The sequence below is a fragment of the Longimicrobium sp. genome (genome assembly GCF_048594345.1).
Lineage (GTDB): Bacteria > Gemmatimonadota > Gemmatimonadetes > Longimicrobiales > Longimicrobiaceae > Longimicrobium.
Genome location: NZ_JBMDXM010000138.1, coordinates 1 through 16,818 on the forward strand (window position 1 = coordinate 1; position 16,818 = coordinate 16,818).

General features: G+C 68.8%; 15 protein-coding genes. 3 read left to right on the forward strand and 12 right to left on the reverse strand.

Going from position 1 to position 16,818, the window contains the following annotated elements; translation table 11 throughout:
- On the forward strand, window positions 1-511 hold a 511-nt coding region (locus tag ACOJUJ_RS15415), incomplete at its 5' end, for an IS630 family transposase (RefSeq protein ID WP_420127784.1).
- Window positions 512-728: 217 nt separating this feature from the next.
- Here the strand turns inward: ACOJUJ_RS15415 and tesB are convergent.
- A complete protein-coding gene (gene tesB, locus ACOJUJ_RS15420; protein ID WP_420127785.1) occupies window positions 729-1,622 on the reverse strand; it encodes an acyl-CoA thioesterase II in 894 nt (297 codons plus the stop codon).
- A gap of 119 nt (window positions 1,623-1,741) precedes the next feature.
- Here tesB and ACOJUJ_RS15425 point away from each other — a divergent pair, with 119 nt between their 5' ends.
- A complete protein-coding gene (locus ACOJUJ_RS15425) occupies window positions 1,742-2,374 on the forward strand; it encodes a nucleotidyltransferase domain-containing protein (RefSeq protein WP_420127786.1) in 633 nt (210 codons plus the stop codon).
- Window positions 2,371-2,637 carry a hypothetical protein gene (locus ACOJUJ_RS15430; protein WP_420127787.1) on the forward strand — a complete coding sequence of 89 codons (267 nt, stop codon included), beginning with the start codon at window positions 2,371-2,373 and terminating at the stop codon, window positions 2,635-2,637. Before ACOJUJ_RS15425 ends, ACOJUJ_RS15430 begins: the two co-directional genes overlap by 4 nt.
- 401 nt (window positions 2,638-3,038) lie before the next feature.
- Here ACOJUJ_RS15430 and ACOJUJ_RS15435 read toward each other — a convergent pair whose 3' ends face one another.
- The 11 genes from ACOJUJ_RS15435 to ACOJUJ_RS15485 form a co-directional block, all read right to left on the reverse strand.
- A complete protein-coding gene (locus tag ACOJUJ_RS15435; RefSeq protein ID WP_420127788.1) occupies window positions 3,039-4,445 on the reverse strand; it encodes a M20/M25/M40 family metallo-hydrolase in 1,407 nt (468 codons plus the stop codon).
- Window positions 4,446-4,802: 357 nt separating this feature from the next.
- Window positions 4,803-5,903, reverse strand: coding sequence for a redox-regulated ATPase YchF (ychF, locus tag ACOJUJ_RS15440; protein ID WP_420127789.1), 1,101 nt, complete (start codon window positions 5,901-5,903; stop codon window positions 4,803-4,805).
- A 140-nt stretch (window positions 5,904-6,043) separates the two neighbouring features.
- Window positions 6,044-6,415, reverse strand: a complete 372-nt coding sequence (locus ACOJUJ_RS15445; RefSeq protein ID WP_420127790.1) for a hypothetical protein — start codon at window positions 6,413-6,415, stop codon at window positions 6,044-6,046.
- Window positions 6,416-6,746: 331 nt separating this feature from the next.
- Window positions 6,747-7,142, reverse strand: coding sequence for a hypothetical protein (locus ACOJUJ_RS15450; RefSeq protein ID WP_420127791.1), 396 nt, complete (start codon window positions 7,140-7,142; stop codon window positions 6,747-6,749).
- Between the two features lie 10 nt (window positions 7,143-7,152).
- On the reverse strand, window positions 7,153-9,306 hold the full coding sequence (locus ACOJUJ_RS15455) for a sodium-translocating pyrophosphatase (protein WP_420127792.1): 2,154 nt from the start codon (window positions 9,304-9,306) through the stop codon (window positions 7,153-7,155).
- 379 nt (window positions 9,307-9,685) lie between these two features.
- Entirely contained in the window at window positions 9,686-10,306 is a 621-nt protein-coding gene (pth, locus tag ACOJUJ_RS15460) for an aminoacyl-tRNA hydrolase (RefSeq protein WP_420127793.1), read from the reverse strand.
- 8 nt (window positions 10,307-10,314) lie between these two features.
- On the reverse strand, window positions 10,315-10,956 hold the full coding sequence (locus ACOJUJ_RS15465) for a 50S ribosomal protein L25 (protein ID WP_420127794.1): 642 nt from the start codon (window positions 10,954-10,956) through the stop codon (window positions 10,315-10,317).
- 95 nt (window positions 10,957-11,051) lie between these two features.
- A complete protein-coding gene (locus ACOJUJ_RS15470; protein WP_420127795.1) occupies window positions 11,052-12,002 on the reverse strand; it encodes a ribose-phosphate diphosphokinase in 951 nt (316 codons plus the stop codon).
- Between the two features lie 164 nt (window positions 12,003-12,166).
- Window positions 12,167-13,252 carry a carboxypeptidase regulatory-like domain-containing protein gene (locus tag ACOJUJ_RS15475; protein WP_420127796.1) on the reverse strand — a complete coding sequence of 362 codons (1,086 nt, stop codon included), beginning with the start codon at window positions 13,250-13,252 and terminating at the stop codon, window positions 12,167-12,169.
- Window positions 13,253-13,479: 227 nt separating this feature from the next.
- Window positions 13,480-14,595, reverse strand: a complete 1,116-nt coding sequence (locus tag ACOJUJ_RS15480; RefSeq protein ID WP_420127797.1) for a carboxypeptidase regulatory-like domain-containing protein — start codon at window positions 14,593-14,595, stop codon at window positions 13,480-13,482.
- A gap of 634 nt (window positions 14,596-15,229) precedes the next feature.
- On the reverse strand, window positions 15,230-16,435 hold the full coding sequence (locus tag ACOJUJ_RS15485) for a carboxypeptidase regulatory-like domain-containing protein (RefSeq protein ID WP_420127798.1): 1,206 nt from the start codon (window positions 16,433-16,435) through the stop codon (window positions 15,230-15,232).
- Window positions 16,436-16,818 lie beyond the last annotated feature (383 nt).

The following is a 16,818-nucleotide window of genomic DNA, read 5'->3' on the forward strand; positions in this document are numbered from 1 at the left end:
CATGGACGAGCACCGCGTCGGGCTCATTCCCATCCTGCGGCGTGTGTGGGCACCGCGCGGCAAGCGTCCGAAAGCCGTGGTGCGGCCGCGCTACCAGTGGGTGTACGTGATGGCGTTCGTGCACCCGGAGAGCGGGAGGACGTCGTTCTGGATCGTTCCCGAGCTGACGGGGCCGGTGTTCGCGTCGGTGCTGGCCGCGTTCATCGAAGAGCAGGGCTTTGACGAGAGCAAGCGCTTGATGCTGGTCCTGGACGGCGCGGGGTGGCACACGGCCGACGAGGTGCACGCCCCACCGGGCGTCACGCTTATCGAGCAGCCTCCCTACTCGCCAGAACTGCAGCCGACGGAGCGGCTATGGCCGATCAGCAACGAGCCGCTGGCGAACCGCTGGTTCGAGTCCATCCAGGAACTCGAAGATGTGCTGGCCCGGCGCTGCTGTCAGATGACGGAGATGCAGGACTTCCTGCGAGGGCTCACCTTCTACCACTGGTGGCCCTCAACGCTCAACTGAATGCAAACTCTTTTTCCGGATTTGGTATGACCGCGCATCCGCGGGAACCGTCGCTCCCCGCCAGGCTCACAACAACTCGCCTCACGCAGAGATGAAGAGACACGGAGAGAACCGCTCTCTCCTTTTCTCTCTCTCCGCGTGAGGCACGTCTTTTATCGAACCGGCACAACGGCGGCCGCCGCAGCGCGCCGCGCGGCTCCGGGTCCACACGGCTCCATTACTCGCCCGCTGGCTTTCTGGCGACCAGGCGAAGCAGACCCTCCTGCGCGGTAGAGGCAACCATCGTCCCCTCGCGCGTGAAGATGGAGCCGCGGGTAAAGCCGCGCGCGCCGGCGGCGGCGGGGGCATCGGTGGAATACAGCAGCCACTCGTCCACGCGAAAGGGGCGGTGGAACCACACGGCGTGGTCCAGGCTGGCGGCCTGCACGCGGCGCATCAGAAACGACAGGCCGTGCGGCAGCAGCGCCGTGCCCAGCAGCCCGTAGTCCGACGCGTACGCCAGCACCGCCTGGTGCAGGATCGGCTCGTCGGGCATCTCGCCGTCCGCGCGAAACCACACGTGCTTCAGCGGCGGCTGCACCTGCGGCGCAAACGGGTCCACCGGCGCCACGGGGCGAAAGTCGATGGGCCGGTCCTGCGTGTACACGTCGCGCACGGGCTCGGGAATGCGCTCCGCCATCGCCCGCACCAGGTCCAGCTCGCGGGGAAGCGCCTCGGGCGCCGGCACCTCAGGCGGCGCGGCGCCGTGATCGATCCCCTGCTCGTCCACGTGAAAGGAGCAGAGCATGGAGAAGATCTCGCGCCCCTCCTGGATGGCCAGCACGCGGCGCGTGGTAAAGCTTTGCCCGTCGCGGATACGGTCCACCTGGTAGACGATGGGCGTGCGCACGTCGCCCGGCAGCATGAAGTAGCCGTGCAGCGAGTGCGCCTGCCGCCCCTGTACCGTGCGTCCCGCCGCCACCAGCGACTGCGCCAGCACCTGCCCCCCGAACACCCGCCCCGAGCCGATGTCTCGGTTTTGCCCGCGAAACAGGTTCATCTCCAGCCGCTCCAGATCCAGCAGCCGCAGCAGCAGGTCCAGCGGCTGCCCCGCCCCGTTCTCGTCGCTCATCGTCTTCCGTCCGCCGTCGTTGCAGATGCTTCCCGGGGCGGCAATCTCGCAGCCCGGCGACCTGATCTCAACAGTCAGGCTCGTTGTTCGTCAACCTTGATTGCACTACATTGTAGTGCATGAACACCCAACCCTCTGCAACTCGCCGGCAGGATGACTCACTGGCGGCCGTGCTGGCGTCCCGAGCGCTGGCGGCCGTGGTGATCTACTTCGTGCTGCATCCGGATGCAGCGCTGCACTTCCGCGCCCTCCAGCGGGTGACCGGCGTGTCGAGCCGGTCGCTGCAGCACGAGATGACGCGGCTCCAGAGCCTGGGGATGGTGCAGCGTGAGCGCGACGGCCGGCTTGTGCGGTACCGGGCAGTCACGGGGCACCCGCGCTGGTCCGTGTTGCGCGAGATGGTCCGCCAGTTTGCCGAGCCTGCCGAGTTGCTGCGCGTGGCGCTTGCCGATGTGCCCGGAATCGACGCGGCGTTCATCTACGGATCCTGCGCTCGCGGCGACATGCACGAGAACAGCGACATCGACGTGTTCGTGCTTGGCGAGACGCTGGACATGGATACGCGGATTGCTCTGGCAGGCGAAACGCTGGAGGCATCCGTGTTGTTGAACCGCGAGGTCAACGTCAGCCGCTACACGCGTGAAAAGCTGGAGGCACGGCGCACGGGAGGCTTTCTTCGATCGGTCCTCGCGGGTCCAAAAAAGTGGCTTGTGGGCGATGAGACGCTGCTTGCGCGGAAAGGGGCGGAATGAGTCAGGAGGACATCGATCGGCTGGTCGAAGAGCGTAGTCTTGCACGCGCTGAGTTCGATGACGAAGACGTGGTTGCATTCTGGCACAAAGCCGCTGCTTCCTATGCTGACGCGCACATTTCCGGGATCTCCAGCGACGGCGCGTTTCAGCGCGCGTACACCGCGGCGCTTCAGGCGACTATCACCGTCCTCGCCGCTCATGGGCTACGGGTAAAAAGCACGGCGAACCACTACACTGCTTTCTATGCGCTCCAGAAGCTGTAGGATGCCCCGCGGCCGCATGGGCGCGTCTTCGACGAGCTTCGCACCACGCGCCACGCATCCATCTACGAAGCGGACGGCGGCGAAACGGAGATGGCCGAGCAGGTAAAGCACGCGCTGTCGGTGGTGCCGCCGGGTTTGAGCGCGATCCGCACATCCATCATCACCGTTCGGCCAAGCCGCGCGGATCGTCTTCCTTCAATCCACTGAATCGACCGACGCACGACGAAGGGCCGTCCGCATGATCCGCGGACGGCCCTTTGATGTTCGTACCCTCGTACCCTCGTACCTTCGTACCTTCGTACCTTCGTACCTTCGTACCTTCGTACCCTCGTACCCTCGTACCTTCGTACCCTCGTACCTTCGTACCTTCGTACCCTCGTACCCCGTACCTTCGTACCGCGTTACTGCGCGTAGCGAAGGATGTCGTAGATGAACCGGGTGCCCCAGCCAAGGTTCTCGATGCTCAGGCGCTCGTCGTTGCCGTGCATCATCTTCTGGTGCTCGGCGTTCTCTACCTTGAACGGGTCCAGGCCGTAGGTGATGATCCCCAGCCGGCGGTAGGTGGGGCGGTCGCTGGCGGCGGTGAACATGGGCGTGGTCACCAGCGCGCCCGGATCGCGGTCGTGCGCGGCGCGCTCGATGGCGCGGAAGAGGTCGGTATCCACCGGGTTCTCCAGCGGCGCCTTGGGCGGCATGAGCGTCTGCCAGGTGACGGCCGAATCGGCGGCGATGGCCTTGAGCGCGGCCAGCACGGAATCCGGGTTCGCCGTGGGCAGCAGGCGGATGTCGATCTCGGCGACGGCCTCGGCGGGGATTACGTTGGTCTTGTTGCTGCCGGTGAGCACCGTAAGCGAGATGGTGTTGCGCAGGATGGCGTTCCAGTAGACGTCGCTCAGAATCCACTCGCGCGCGGCCGGGTCCCCCAGCGCGGCGCGCACGTCCGCCAGCCAGGCGCGCTGCTGGCCCTGGTAGTTGCGCGAGATGTCGCGGAAGTACTTGTCCACCCCCGCCGTAACCTCCAGCGGCGTCTCGTGCTGGGCGATGCGGGCCAGCGCGGCCACCAGCCGCGGCACCGGGTTCTCGCGCGTGGGGCGCGATGCGTGGCTGGGCGTGCCGGCCACGCGCAGCCGCTGCCACAGCGTGCGCTTTTCCGCCACGCCCACGCCGTAGAACTGCAGCCGCCCGTTCTCGACCGGGATGTCGCCGCCCTCGGTGATCAGGTACTCCACGTCGCGCAGCAGGTCCGCGTGCCGCTCCACGAAGGCCACCGCGCCGGTGGAACCCAGTTCCTCGTCGGCGTTGGCGATGTAGACGATGTCGCGCGTAAGCCGCACGCCGCTGCGCTTGAGGGCGATCATGGCCATCAGGTGCGCCACGCCATCGCCCTTCATGTCGATGGCGCCGCGCCCCCACACGTAGCCGTCGCGCACCAGCCCGGCGAACGGGTCCACCGTCCAGTGCTGCGGCGAGGCGGGCACCACGTCCATGTGGTGCACCAGCGCGATCGCCCGCTTCGATCCGTCGCCGCGCAGCCGGGCGTACAGGTTGGCGCGGCCGGCCCCCAGCACCTCCTCGTCCAGGATCTGCGCCTCGATTCCTTCGCGCTCCAGGATGCGCGCCAGGTACTCCGCGCCCGCCTTTTCGTTGCCGGGCGCGTTGGTGGTGTTGATGCGGATGTACTCGGAAAGGATCTGCACCGCCTCGCCCCGCAGCGCCTCCCAGTCCACCGGGCGTCCGGAGGCAGGCTGGGCGGCGGCGGGCGCGGCGGCGAGGATCAAGGGCATCAGAACGAGCAGCCTGCGCATCATGGGCGTTCCTGAATCGTGGAATCGGGGTGGGCCCGCGAAGATAAGCCGCCACCCGTGCGCGGGGTAGATTCCGTTGCGAACGCGTCGGGCCCGTGCGCGCGACGGCGGTCTGCGCACGCGCTTCACCTCCGTCGTCGGATCAGGCGCGAATCAGCCTTCGAACCGCGAGAGCAGGGGAAACGGCACGAGAAAACTCCGTTATCTCCGTTGACTCCGTGTGAGCCCATTCCGTTGCGGATCCTGCTGACAGACGAGAACGGGGCCGCCCGCGTGATGCAGGCGGCCCCGTTCGTACTTTCGTACTTTCGTACTTTCGTACTTTCGTACTTTCGTACTTTCGTACCCTCGTACCGCGACTCAGACGTTGAAGCGGAAGAGCAGGATGTCCCCGTCCTTAACCACGTACTCCTTGCCTTCCGACCGCATCAGCCCCTGCTCGCGCGCGGCCTTTACGCTCCCCAGCTTCTCGAAGTCGGCGAACGCCACAGTTTCGGCGCGGATGAAGCCGCGCTCGAAATCGCTGTGGATGACGCCCGCCGCCTCCGGCGCCTTGGCGCCGACGGGGATCTCCCAGGCGCGCACTTCCTTTTCGCCCGCCGTGAAGTACACCTGCAGCCCCAGCAGCCGGTAGCCGGCGCGGATCAGCGTGTGCAGCCCGGGCTCGGTGATGCCCAGCGACTCCAGGAACTCCTTCTTCTCCTCGTCCGGAAGCTCCGCCAGCTCGCTTTCGATCTTGCTGCTGATGGGGATGATCTCGGCCTGCTCGCCGCTTTCCTCCACCGCCTTGCGCAGCGCGCGGACGTGCGGGTTGTCGCCCTCCGGCAGGTCGTCCTCGGCCACGTTGGCCAGGTACAGCACCGGCTTGGCCGTCAGCAGGTTGTACGAGCGAAGGATGCGCTGCTCGTCGTCGCTGGCCTGCACGGTGCGCGCCGGGTCGCCGGCGCCCAGCGTCTCCACCAGCCGCTCCAGCAGGCCCAGCTCCGCCAGCGCCTCCTTGTCGTTGCCGCGGGCGGACTTGCGGGACTTCTCCAGCCGCTTCTCCACCACCGCAAGGTCGGCTAGCGCCAGTTCCAGGTTGATAACCTCGCGGTCGCGCACCGGGTCAACGTCGCCCATCACGTGCACCACGTCGGGATCGTCGAAGCAGCGCACCACGTGGACGACGGCGTCGGTTTCGCGGATGTTGGCCAGGAACTGGTTGCCCAGCCCCTCGCCCTCCGACGCGCCCTTGACCAGCCCCGCGATGTCGACAAACTGAACGGTGGCGCGCAGCACCCGCTGCGGCTGCACCTTTTCGGCGAGCAGGTCCACGCGCGGGTCCGGCACCTCTACCATCCCCACGTTCGGCTCCACCGTGCAGAACGGGTAGTTGGCCGCGTCCGCGCCCGCCGCGGTCAGCGCGTTGAACAGCGTGGACTTGCCCACGTTCGGCAGCCCTACGATCCCCAGCTTGAGCATATCGATCGACCGAGATTCAGTAGCGTCCAAAAACGAAGGAGCCGGGCACCCAACAGGGGCCCGGCCGTGCCGAAAACGTAGCCGCATCGGCGGATGCAGTCAACCCGCGCCGCCGCCGCGACGTGGCGGGCGGGCCATCATCAGATCGCGATCTCCACCACCAGCCCGATCACGCCGCCGTACACCGCGCCCAGCAGCGACGGCGGAATGTCGACCGTACAGTCTTTGTCGCCGCAGCCGCCGCCCACCGCCAGCCCGATCAGGGCCCCCGCCGCGGCACCGATCGCGGGGAACATCCACACCGGCCGCTCTTTCACGGCAACGCTGAGACGCGCGTCACTCGCCGCGGCGGGCGGCACCAGCACGGCACCCAGCGGCGGCGGTGGCGGTGGCGGTGCGAGACGCTCGACCGCCGCGGTCCTCCGCACCTGCTGCGCGTGCAGCGGACTCGTGAACAGGACGAAAAACGCCAGGAAGCCGAACCGGCGCGTGCGGGAGAAGAAAGAAGCCATCGTGATCTGCGGCGGAAGGGAAATAGCTGTAACCGATGCAACGTTGCGAGCGCGACCCGGCGCCAAGCTGCCCGGCCTCCAGTTCCGTCGCGTAAGATCAGGACTGGCTGCCGGTCGTCGAAGCGAACGACGACTGATCCAAGCTCTGGCGGATACTGCCGTCGCTGCGGCCTCGAGCCCTGTGCTCGTCACGTACGGCAATCACCGCGGAGCGGACCTCCGCGCGGCTGAGGCGCCCCGTATCGCTGGACTTTTTTACGGTGCGGAGTTCTTTCTTTGCCACTGAATACCTCCCGCAACTCTCGACGCCGATCTATCGGTTACCGTGCAGTCAGCCCGGCGGTACGGCCACTGCGGGATCGGAGTCTTTCGCCTCGTCCACGGCCATGAGAACCACCTCGACGGTGATCCCGCCCAGCAGCCCGATGATCGCCCCCGTCACCGGCTCGGGGACGTAGAGCATGCAGTCCCTATCGTCACAGCCGCCATCCACCAGCATGGGGTAAAGGACGGCCCCGGCCACCAGCCCCACCGCCGGCAGCAGCCAGACCGGCCGCCCCGAGCCCACGGAAAGCTCGACGGGGGGCGAGACGGCGGCTTCCGGGATCAGCTCCGCCGGCAGTGGCCGCGGGCGGAACGCGGCGGGGACATCCGCAGGCGCCTGGGCAGACGCGGGCGCGGCGGCCAGCAGAGCAGCCACGGCCGCGAGGGCGCAGAGGCGGAGCATCCCGCGCACCTCAACCGAAGAACGCGGAAACGGCCTGCCGCATCGCTTCCATGTTCTCCGGATCCAGCACTTGGCGGCTGCCGGCGCCGCGGTTGATGGGCAGGCTGAGCAGCCAGGGGACCAGCGCCAGCGACACCAGGCTCATCAGCTTGATCAGGATGTTCATCGACGGGCCGGCGGTGTCCTTGAACGGGTCGCCGATGGTGTCGCCCACGATGGCGGCGCGGTGCGCGTCGGTGCCGCGACCACCGCCGGCCAGCGACATCTCGATCTGCTGCTTGGCCATGTCCCACGCGCTCCCCGCATTGGCCATGAACAGCGCCAGCAGCACCCCCGTCACCGTGGCGCCCGCCAGCATCCCGCCCAGCGCCTCCACCCCCAGCCCCGCCCCCACCGCCACCGGCGCCGCCACCGCCAGCACCCCCGGCGCGATCATCTCGCGCAGCGCGTAGCGGGTGGCCACGTCCACCGTCCGCGCCGAATCCGGCGCCACGGTGCCCTCCATGATCCCCGGCGTGTCGGTGAACTGCCGCCGCACCTCCGCCATCACCGCCCCCGCCGCCTTGGTCACCGACGTGATGGTCAGCGCCGCCACCGCGAACGGAATGACGCCGCCGATCAGAAAGCCGATCACCACCACGGGATCGATCAGGTTGATCCCCTCCAGCCCCACCCACGACGCGTACGCCGCGTACAACGCGATCGCCGTGAGCGCCGCCGAGCAGATGGAAAAGGCGGTGATGACGGAGCCGGACTCCTTGCCCGCCGTGTGCAGCGTCTCCGTCACCCGGCGCGCGTCGGGCCCCAGGTGGCCCAGCTGCACGATGCCGCCCGCGTTGTCGGCGATGGGACCAAAGGCGTGCACCGTCACGGTGATCCCCACCGTCGCCAGCATTCCCACCGCCGCCACGGCGATCCCGTACAGCCCGGAAACCGCGTACGACACGCCGACGGCCGCGCACACCACCAGCAGCGCGGGCACGGACGACTGAAAGCCGGCCGAGATCCCCGCCAGCACGTTGGCCGCCGGCCCCGTCGCCGAAGCCTCGGCGATGCGCCGCGCCGCCGCGGGCCCCGTGAACGCCGCCGTCACCGCGCCCACCGCCACGCCCGCCACCGAGCCGGCCAGCAGCGCCCAGAAGGGTCCAAAGTAGCCGTACACGCGCCCCGTGGCCTCGTCGGCCATGTCGAAGCCCAGCGCGTACACCACGCCCAGCATGATCAGCAGGAAGAGGGCGGCCGAAGCCAGCTGCACCGTCCGCAGCGCCTGCGCGGGCCTTTCGGGCTTCAGGTGGCGGAGGATGTAGACGCCGGCGATGGAGGCGATCAGCCCCACCGCGATGGCGAACAGGGGAAGCGAGACGGCGGCGATGCGGTTCTCGTAGCCGCCCAGCGTGGCCTCCGTCATCCCCACCGCGATGGTGGCGATGACGGCCGCGACGCAGCTTTCAAACAGGTCGGCACCCATCCCGGCAGTGTCGCCGGCGCAGTCGCCCACCAGGTCGGCGATGGTCGCCGGATTGCGGGCGTCGTCCTCGGGGATGCCGGTCTCCGTCTTCCCCACCAGGTCCGCACCCATGTCGGCGGCCTTGCTGAAGATGCCGCCGCCCACGCGGGCAAAGAGGGCGATGCTGCTGGCCCCCATGGCGAACCCGCTGACGATCTCCGCGAACTCACGAAAGCGGATCTCCTCGTACACCCCCGGCCGGCGGATCCCCATGAAGAAGAGCAGCCCCGTCCCCAGCACCGCCAGCGACGCCACGGCCAGCCCTGCCACCGCGCCGCCGCTGAACGCCGTCCGCAGCCCCGCGGGAAGCCCGGGGTACCGCGCCGCCTCGGCCGTGCGCACGTTGGCGCGCACCGCGGCAAACAACCCGCTGAACGCCGCCAGCATGGCGCAGAGCGCCCCGCCCACGAACGCCCCCGCCGTCCGGAACCCGGCCGCAAAGAACAGAAGGATCGCCGCCGCGACCACGAACGCGGCCAGCACCACGCCCACGCGCCGCGCGAAGGCGAGCGCGCCGGACTGGATCTGCGCGGCAAGCCCGCGCATCACCTCGTTCCCCGGGGGCAGCTTGCGCAGCCGGTCCCAGATGAAGTAGGTGACGCCGAGCCCCAGCAAGCCCAGGATCCAGAGCCAGTCGGTAAGGAGAGTCAGGTCCACGGCGGCATCCACGGGCAGGAAGTGGGCCGGAAAGGAAGACGCCACGCCGGCGGAACGGGGGTCGGCGGGGGTGGAAAGACGGTACGAAGGTACGAAGGTACGAAGGTACGAAAGTACGGGGTACGAAAGTACGTTGACGCTGTTTGCCCGATCCTCGGCCTCGCCGGATGGCCGCCACGCGCCGCGATGCAGCGGGTGCAGTCCGCGCAGGCGGACTTCGTGCCGTTGCAGCCGCGATTTCAATCGCCCGGGCAGAGGCCTGCGCCGCGCCCGTCACTCACCCGCGCGACAAACCCCTTCACACCGATCGCCAGACACACCGTGCGACGCGTCACCACACAACACGGTTCCGTACCCTCGTACTATCGTACTTTCGTACCTAGTTGTTGCACGCATCCATCGCCGCCTCGATCCCGTCGCGCATCCAGATCTCTACGGCGCGGATGAGGTCGGGAAAGCGCTCTTCGAGTGCCTTGCGGTCGGATTTGGGCATGCCGCCCAGCACCCAGGCGGCCAGATCCATCCCCTCGGGCTTCTGGCCCACTCCCAGGCGCAGGCGCGGGTAGTCCTTCGTGCCCAGCGTCTGCTCGATGGACTTGAGCCCGTTGTGCCCGCCGGCGCTGCCGCTGGGGCGAAAACGCACGCGGCCGGGGTCCAGCGCCACATCGTCCACCACCACCAACAGGTCGCGCGTCAGGTCCATGGCGCCCATGCGCTTGAGCGGCACCAGCACGCCGCCGCTGCGGTTCATGTACGTGAGCGGCTTGATGAGCCGAACCTGGAACGGCTCCACCCGCGTGGTGGCGTTGGCCTGGTTCTTCTCCACGCGGAACTTGGGAATGCCCCAGCTCTGCGCCAGGGCATCCAGAAGCCACCACCCCGCGTTGTGGCGCGTATGTTCGTACTCGCGGCCGGGGTTTCCCAGCCCGACAATTACCTTGGCCCCGGCCACGTCGTCTCGCTCCGTCGCGGAAAGGAGCGCCCGAAGGCGCTCCAGCACCCCGCGAATCAGTCCTCGTCGCCCTTGCGGGCCTTCAGAACCTCGGGCTCCGCGGGGGTCGCGTCGGCGTCCAGCGCCGACTCCGCCGCCGCCGATCCCACCACCGACGCAATGGGCAGCTCCGCGTCCTGCAGGAACTTGACGCCCTCGCGCGGCGGAATGTCGCCCACGCGCACCGACTCGCCCAGCGCCAGGTTGCTCACGTCGATCTCCACCCCGTCCGGGATGTTGCCCGGCAGGCACTCCACATCCAGATCATACAGCACGTGGTCCAGAATGCCGCCGTCGGTGTGCACACCCACCGGCGTGCCGGTAAGGCGAACCGGGATCTTTACGTGCAGCTTCTCGTCGCCGTGAACGTGGAAGAAGTCCACGTGCAGCGCCTCGGGCTTGTACGCGTGCATCTGCACCTCGCGCAGCAGCACGTCCTGCGGCCCCTCGCCGTCGATGTCCAGGCGCACCAGCGTGTTTTCCACGTTCACCGAGGCAATCAGCAGCCCCAGCTCGTGCGCGTTCACCGCCAGCGGGCGCGGCTTTTCTCCATGTCCGTAAAGCACGGCGGGAACCTGTCCCGCCGCGCGCAGCTTGCGCGCGGTGCCCTTGCCCGCGCTGGAACGAAGCGCGGCCTTCAACGTAGCGGATGAAGCCATCAGTACCTCCAGTCTGCGGGAGCGGCCCCGCTAGCCATCCGGCCACCGGCAGTCCCGCTCCCCGTCATCACCTTCCCGGCCCGGCCCGAACCATCCTAGTCGAACAGCGAGCTCACCGACTCGTTCATGTGCGTGTAGCGAATCGCGCGCCCAACCAGCTCGCCCACCGAAAGCACGGTGAGGGTGGGGATGCGCTTTTCGCGCGGCACCGGCACCGTGTCGGTGACCACGATCTCCTTGAACGGCGCCTTGGAAAGCCGCTCCACGGCCGGTCCGGAGAGCAGCGCGTGCGTGGCGCAGGCGTAGATGTCGTTGGCGCCCAGGTTCTTGAGCGCGTGTGCCGCCTCGGCCATGGTCCCCGCCGTGTCGATCATGTCGTCGGAGAGCAGGCAGTCCTTGCCCTCCACGTCGCCGATCACGTTCATCACCTCGGCCACGTTGGCGGCCGGGCGGCGCTTGTCGATGATGCCCATGGTGGCGTCCAGCCGCTTGGCGAACCCGCGCGCCATCTTGGCCGATCCCACGTCCGGCGAGATCACCACCAGGTTGGTCAGCCGCTTCTCGCGAAAGTAGCGGGTAAACACGGGCGACGCGTACAGGTGGTCGACGGGAATGTCGAAGAAGCCCTGGATCTGGTGCTGGTGAAAATCCACCGACAGCAGCCGGTCGGCCCCCGCGCTCACGATCATGTTGGCCATCAGCTTGGCGCCGATGGCCACGCGCGGCTGGTCCTTGCGGTCCTGCCGCGCGTAACCGAAGTACGGCACCACGGCGTGGATGCGCGCGGCCGAGGCGCGGCGGGCGGCATCGATCAGCAGCAGCAGCTCGATGATGTTGTCGCCCGGCGCGGTGGTGCTCTGGATGATGAACAGGTCGCGTCCGCGGACGTTCTCGTCGATGCGGACAAAGATCTCGCCGTCGGCGAACTTCTTGATGGTCACCTCGCCCAGCGGGTACTCCAGCTCCCGGGCGATCTCTTCGGCGAGGGGGCGGTTGGCCGTGCCGGCCAGCAGCATGGGGCCACCACTCGCGAACGGATCCGGCATGTGCGCGGTGTACGGTTAAGGGGTACGGGTTGAGCGGGACAGAATAGGTGCGGCGGGTGGATGCAGCAAGGCCGGTGGGGGGGGGGGGGGGGGGGGGGGGGGGGGGGGGCGGGGGGGGGCCCCGCCCCCCCCCTCTCCAGCTCCCCATCGGCACTTCGATGCGTTCAGTCGCCGGTCCGCGTGGCGCGCTTGGTCCAGACCACGATCACGCCGCAGGCCAGCTGGTTCCCCGCGGGAAGAAATTCCGGCGGCGCCTCGAAGGGCTGGTCGTACACCTCCATCGCGGCGATGTCGGGGCCGCCCACCAGCTCGTCCAGGCTTATGCCCGAGGACCGGTGCCCATCCACGACAAAGGTGGGAACGCAGCGCGAGCCAAACCGGCCTCGAACGGTGGGATAGCGGTTCAGCCCGCTTCCCTCCACCCGCACGCCGTGCACCTGCTGCAGGATGTCCGTCGCGAACATCGGGTTGATGCGGCGGATCTGCTCCGGACCCACGAACCGGCCCCACGGGTTGTGCTCCGCGCGCCACTGAAACGAGGCCATCCGCGAGTTGCGCGACACGCTGCGCGACGCGGCTACCACGGTGAGCGGCGCCAGGACCACGGCGTCGGTGGACATCAGCAGTTCCACGCGCACCGTGTCGTCGGGCGCCACGGTAATGGCTTCGGAGGTGCTGCGCTGGTAGCCCACGCGGTCCGCGCGCAGCCGGATGCGGCCCGGCTGCGGCACGGCGATGTGAAAGTTGCCGTTGCCGTCGGCCGTGGCCTGGACCACGTGGTGGCCGCGCTCGTTCAGCAGCGTGACCGCCGCGCTGCCCACGGGGCGCCCGGTCCCCGCCTCCACCACCCGGCCCGTGATTCCGCGCGACGTCGCCCGGGGCAGCGCCGCGGTTTCCGCCGGCTGCGGAGTAAGGCGCGCCTCCACCTGCAGCACCTCGCCCTCCGCCAGCCGCACCACGCTGGACAGCATCACCTGGTACCCCGGACTGCGTGCCGCCAGCCGGTACTCGCCCGCCGCCGTACCCGCGACCTGAAAGCTGCCGTCCGCGCCGCTGCGGGCGGTTCCGGCGGATTCGCCCTGCGCGTCCACCAGCGTGATCTCGGCGCCGGCGACGGGCTGCTGCGTCTCGCGGTCCACGGCGCGGCCCTGCAGCGTCTGCGCCTGCGCCGTGTGTGGCGCGGCCGCGAGGAGAACCGCGCACAGCAGCGCGCGGTGCGTGCGGGCCAGGAAAAGGTGTCGATCCGTCATGATCGTGGGCAGGCAGAAGGGAACGTGCGGGACCGGACCGACGGTGAAACGCGGCAAAATGGACGCCACGCCGCCCCGTTTGCGTATCCAGATGCAGCGCAATCCGTTAGCGGATCGGTACGAGATTGGCCCCGAGCGGGCTGCCCACTCATGCGGACAGCCGCGCCGCGGGATTTGGACAGCGGCGGAGCCGTGCGGCGCCTCCGGAGTTCGCCTTACCTGCCCGTTCAGCGGCCGCGCTCTCCTGGCGGGCGGGTCCAGATGACGACTACGCCGCAGTTGATGGTGGATTCCCCGATGGACGGTGTGAACTCCGCGGGCGCCTCGAAGGGCTTGTCGTACACCTCAACGGCGGCGATGTCGGAGCCGTTCACCAGGTCGTCGATCCCTAGCCCGTTGCCGGCCAGGGACCGGTGCCCATCCACGTAGAACGTGGGGACACAGCGGTCGCCAAACCGGCCGCGCATGGTGGGCACCCGGTTCAACCCGCCCCCTATGACCTGCACCCCCGGCGCCTGCTGAAGCACGTCCGTGGCGTAGAACGGACGGATGCGCGCGATCTGCTCCGGCCCCAGGAATCGGCCCCAGGGGTGGTGTTCCTGCCGCCACTGGAACGCCGCGACCCGCGGATTGCGCACCACGCTTCGCGAGGCGGCCACCACGGTGAGCGGCGCCAGCACCACCGCGTCGGTGGAGACCAGCAGTTCCACCCGCACCACGTCGCTGGGCACCACGGTGATGGGGGAAGAGGTGGAGCGCTGGTATCCGATGCGCTGCGCGCGCAGCGAGTAGCGGCCGGGCGTGGTCACGGGAATGTGGAAGTTGCCCTCCCCGTCCGTGGTCACGCTCCCCATGTTCTGCCCGCGCTCGTTCAGCAGCGTGACGGACACGCCGGAGACGGAGCGGCCCGTCCCTTCCTCGGCCACACGGCCGCTGATGCCGCGCTCGCCCTCCGCCGCCCCCGCATCCGCGACCGCTTCTGGCTCCTGCGGCGTGAGCCGCGCTTCCACCTGCAGCACCTCGCCTTCCGCCAGCTGCAGCACGTTGGAAAGCATGGTCTGGTAGCCCAGCTTGCGCGCCGTAAGCCGGTACGCGCCCGCCGCGGAGCCGGTGACGCGAAAGCTGCCGTCCGCCCCGCTGCGCGCCGAGGCCGCGGCCTCGCCCTGCGCGTCCACCAGCGTGACCTCGGCGTCGGCCAGGGGCTGCTGCGTCGCGCGGTCCACGGCGCGTCCCTGCAGCGTCTGCGCATGCACCGCGTGCGGGGCCGCGGCGGCGAAAAGGGCGAGGATCAGCGCGCGGCGCGCGGGGATTGTCAGGCCGAAGAGTCGGCGATGATCGGACATGGTCGTGCGGAGCAGGAGGCGGAAGATGAACTATCCGGCGATAAACAACGCGCAAAATGGACGCCACGTCGGGCATCGAACGTATGTTTTTGTGGCACAGGCGCTTGAGGAATAGGATGACGGACAGCCGCCGAGCGGAATGTCCATCAAATGGTACAATCGTGGTGTACGAGGGACAATCAGGGAGCAGGGGTGGCGGCGAAGGTAAGGCACGTGCGGCCCGCCTGCGGATGATGGTTGTGCGGCCCGGGCTGGCAACGTGCAATCGGCCGCAAAGGGCGAATAAATTCGCGGCAACAACTACACAAAGTCCGCCTGCGCGGACTCGGCGGCCCGGCCGTGTGCGGCGTCCCCAAGCACCTGTGCGTCCGCAACCGGAAGCATCGTCCGGCACCGTCGTGACCGGCGGGATGCCGCGTCCGGGTTCGAAAAGTTGGAGGCTGGATTCCGCGGCACTGTGAGAATATCGGGCTCTGGAGCGCGATCACGCATCCTCATCAACCGAGTTCGTTCTCCATCACCAGTCCGGTCATTCCCACCATACATACACGCGGGGCCGCCCGGATCGGACGGCCCCTTCGTACCTTCGTACCTTCGTACCTTCGTACCTTCGTACCTTCGTACCTTCACCCCGTCAGCCAGCCTGCCCGGGCTGGCGCGTCCAGACGAGGATGACGCCGCAGTTGATCTGCGTGGTGGAGGGGCCGAACTCGGCCGGGGCTTCGAACGGCTTGTCGTACACCTCCACCGCCACGACGTCGGTGCCGCTCACCATTTCATCCAGGTTCACACCGGCGTCTGAAGCACCCGCCGGGGAACTGGTCGGGAACGACCGGGCAAAGGGCGCAAGCACGGGCGAGGATCGGTCCGGGGCATCGTTGGTGCCGGCCGGCGCCGGGACCTGATGCCCGTCCACGTAGATGGTGGGCATGCAGCGGTCGCCAAAGCGCCCGCGCATCGTCGCCTGCCGCACGGGAGGGTTCCCGGAGATCCGCACAAAGGGCACCTGGGCCAGAATGTCGCTGGCATGGACCGGCCGGATGCGCGCAATCTGCTGGGGATCCAGGAACCGGCCCCAGGGGTGGTGCTCCTGGCGCCATTCGAACGCGGCCATCCGGGAACTGCGCGTCACATCGCGCGTCGACGCAACCACCGTGAGCGGCGCCAGCACCACGGCGTCCGTGGATACGAACAGTTCCACCTGCACCGCGTCGCTGGGGGCGATCGTCAGGGGCTGCGAGAGGGACGCCTGGTACCCAACCCGCTCCGCGCGCAGCTGAAACCGGCCCGGCGCGAGCACCGGAAGCTGAAATCCGCCCTCCGCGTCGGTGACCGCGCGCCCCACGCCCTGTCCGCGCTCGTTCAGCAGCGTCACCGTGGCGCCCGCGACAGCCCGCCGGCTCCCCACCTCAGCCACACGCCCGGCGACCCCGCGCCCCGCGCCGGGCAGCGGCGCGGCAGCCTGGGGCCGCGCCGAGACGGGGACGGCCGGCGACTCCGGGACAAGGCGCACGTCCATCTGCAGCACCTGTCCCTCCGCCAGCCGCACCCCCGCGGACTCCATGAGCGCGTAGCCGGGCTGGTCCACCACAAGCCGGTACTCGCCCGCCGCGGGGGCGGTGACGCGAAAGCCGCCGTCCGCCTGGCTGATGGCGGCACCGGCCACGCCCCCCGCGTCTTCCAGCACGATCTCGGCGCCGGCGACGGGCTGCTGCGTGGCGGCATCCACCACGCGCCCCTGCACGGTCTGCGCGTGCGCGGCGTACGGCGCGGCGATGGCGAAGAGCGTGAGCAGAAACGCGGGGAGCGGGCGGGGGGTCCATCGATAACGAGTGATCATGATCGTGCGGGGGCCGGAGTGGGCGAAGGACCGACGATCCATCCAAACGCGGCAGCCGGCCCGTCTCTGACCAAAAAAGGCGGGGACCGCCCAACCGCGCGACCCCCGCCCATCGTACTCTCGTACTCTCGTACTCTCGTACTCTCGTACTCTCGTACTCTCGTACCTTCGTACCTTCGTACCTTCGTACCTTCGTACCTTCGTACCTTCGTACCTTCGTACCTTCGTACCCGTCCTACCGCACGAACTCCGTCACCTCGCGGATCTCCACCGGGCCCACGTTGGCGGCGCGGACGGCGGCTTCCACCACCTGCCGGTCACCGACCACGACCACCACCGCGCGTTCGGGGTGCACGTACTGGTTGGCGACGCGCCGCAGGTCC

Excerpts from the sequence above, each read along its gene's own strand:
- ACOJUJ_RS15450 (WP_420127791.1), bottom strand. The coding sequence starts at position 7,142 with ATGCTCCGCCTCTGCGCCCTCGCGGCCGTGGCTGCTCTGCTGGCCGCC.
- ACOJUJ_RS15425 (WP_420127786.1), top strand. The coding sequence starts at position 1,742 with ATGAACACCCAACCCTCTGCAACTCGCCGGCAGGATGACTCACTGGCG.
- tesB (WP_420127785.1), bottom strand. The coding sequence starts at position 1,622 with ATGAGCGACGAGAACGGGGCGGGGCAGCCGCTGGACCTGCTGCTGCGG.
- ychF (WP_420127789.1), bottom strand. The coding sequence starts at position 5,903 with ATGCTCAAGCTGGGGATCGTAGGGCTGCCGAACGTGGGCAAGTCCACG.
- ACOJUJ_RS15435 (WP_420127788.1), bottom strand. The coding sequence starts at position 4,445 with ATGATGCGCAGGCTGCTCGTTCTGATGCCCTTGATCCTCGCCGCCGCG.
- ACOJUJ_RS15475 (WP_420127796.1), bottom strand. The coding sequence starts at position 13,252 with ATGACGGATCGACACCTTTTCCTGGCCCGCACGCACCGCGCGCTGCTG.
- ACOJUJ_RS15430 (WP_420127787.1), top strand. The coding sequence starts at position 2,371 with ATGAGTCAGGAGGACATCGATCGGCTGGTCGAAGAGCGTAGTCTTGCA.
- ACOJUJ_RS15470 (WP_420127795.1), bottom strand. The coding sequence starts at position 12,002 with ATGCCGGATCCGTTCGCGAGTGGTGGCCCCATGCTGCTGGCCGGCACG.
- ACOJUJ_RS15485 (WP_420127798.1), bottom strand. The coding sequence starts at position 16,435 with ATGATCACTCGTTATCGATGGACCCCCCGCCCGCTCCCCGCGTTTCTG.
- ACOJUJ_RS15445 (WP_420127790.1), bottom strand. The coding sequence starts at position 6,415 with ATGGCTTCTTTCTTCTCCCGCACGCGCCGGTTCGGCTTCCTGGCGTTT.
- ACOJUJ_RS15465 (WP_420127794.1), bottom strand. The coding sequence starts at position 10,956 with ATGGCTTCATCCGCTACGTTGAAGGCCGCGCTTCGTTCCAGCGCGGGC.
- ACOJUJ_RS15480 (WP_420127797.1), bottom strand. The coding sequence starts at position 14,595 with ATGTCCGATCATCGCCGACTCTTCGGCCTGACAATCCCCGCGCGCCGC.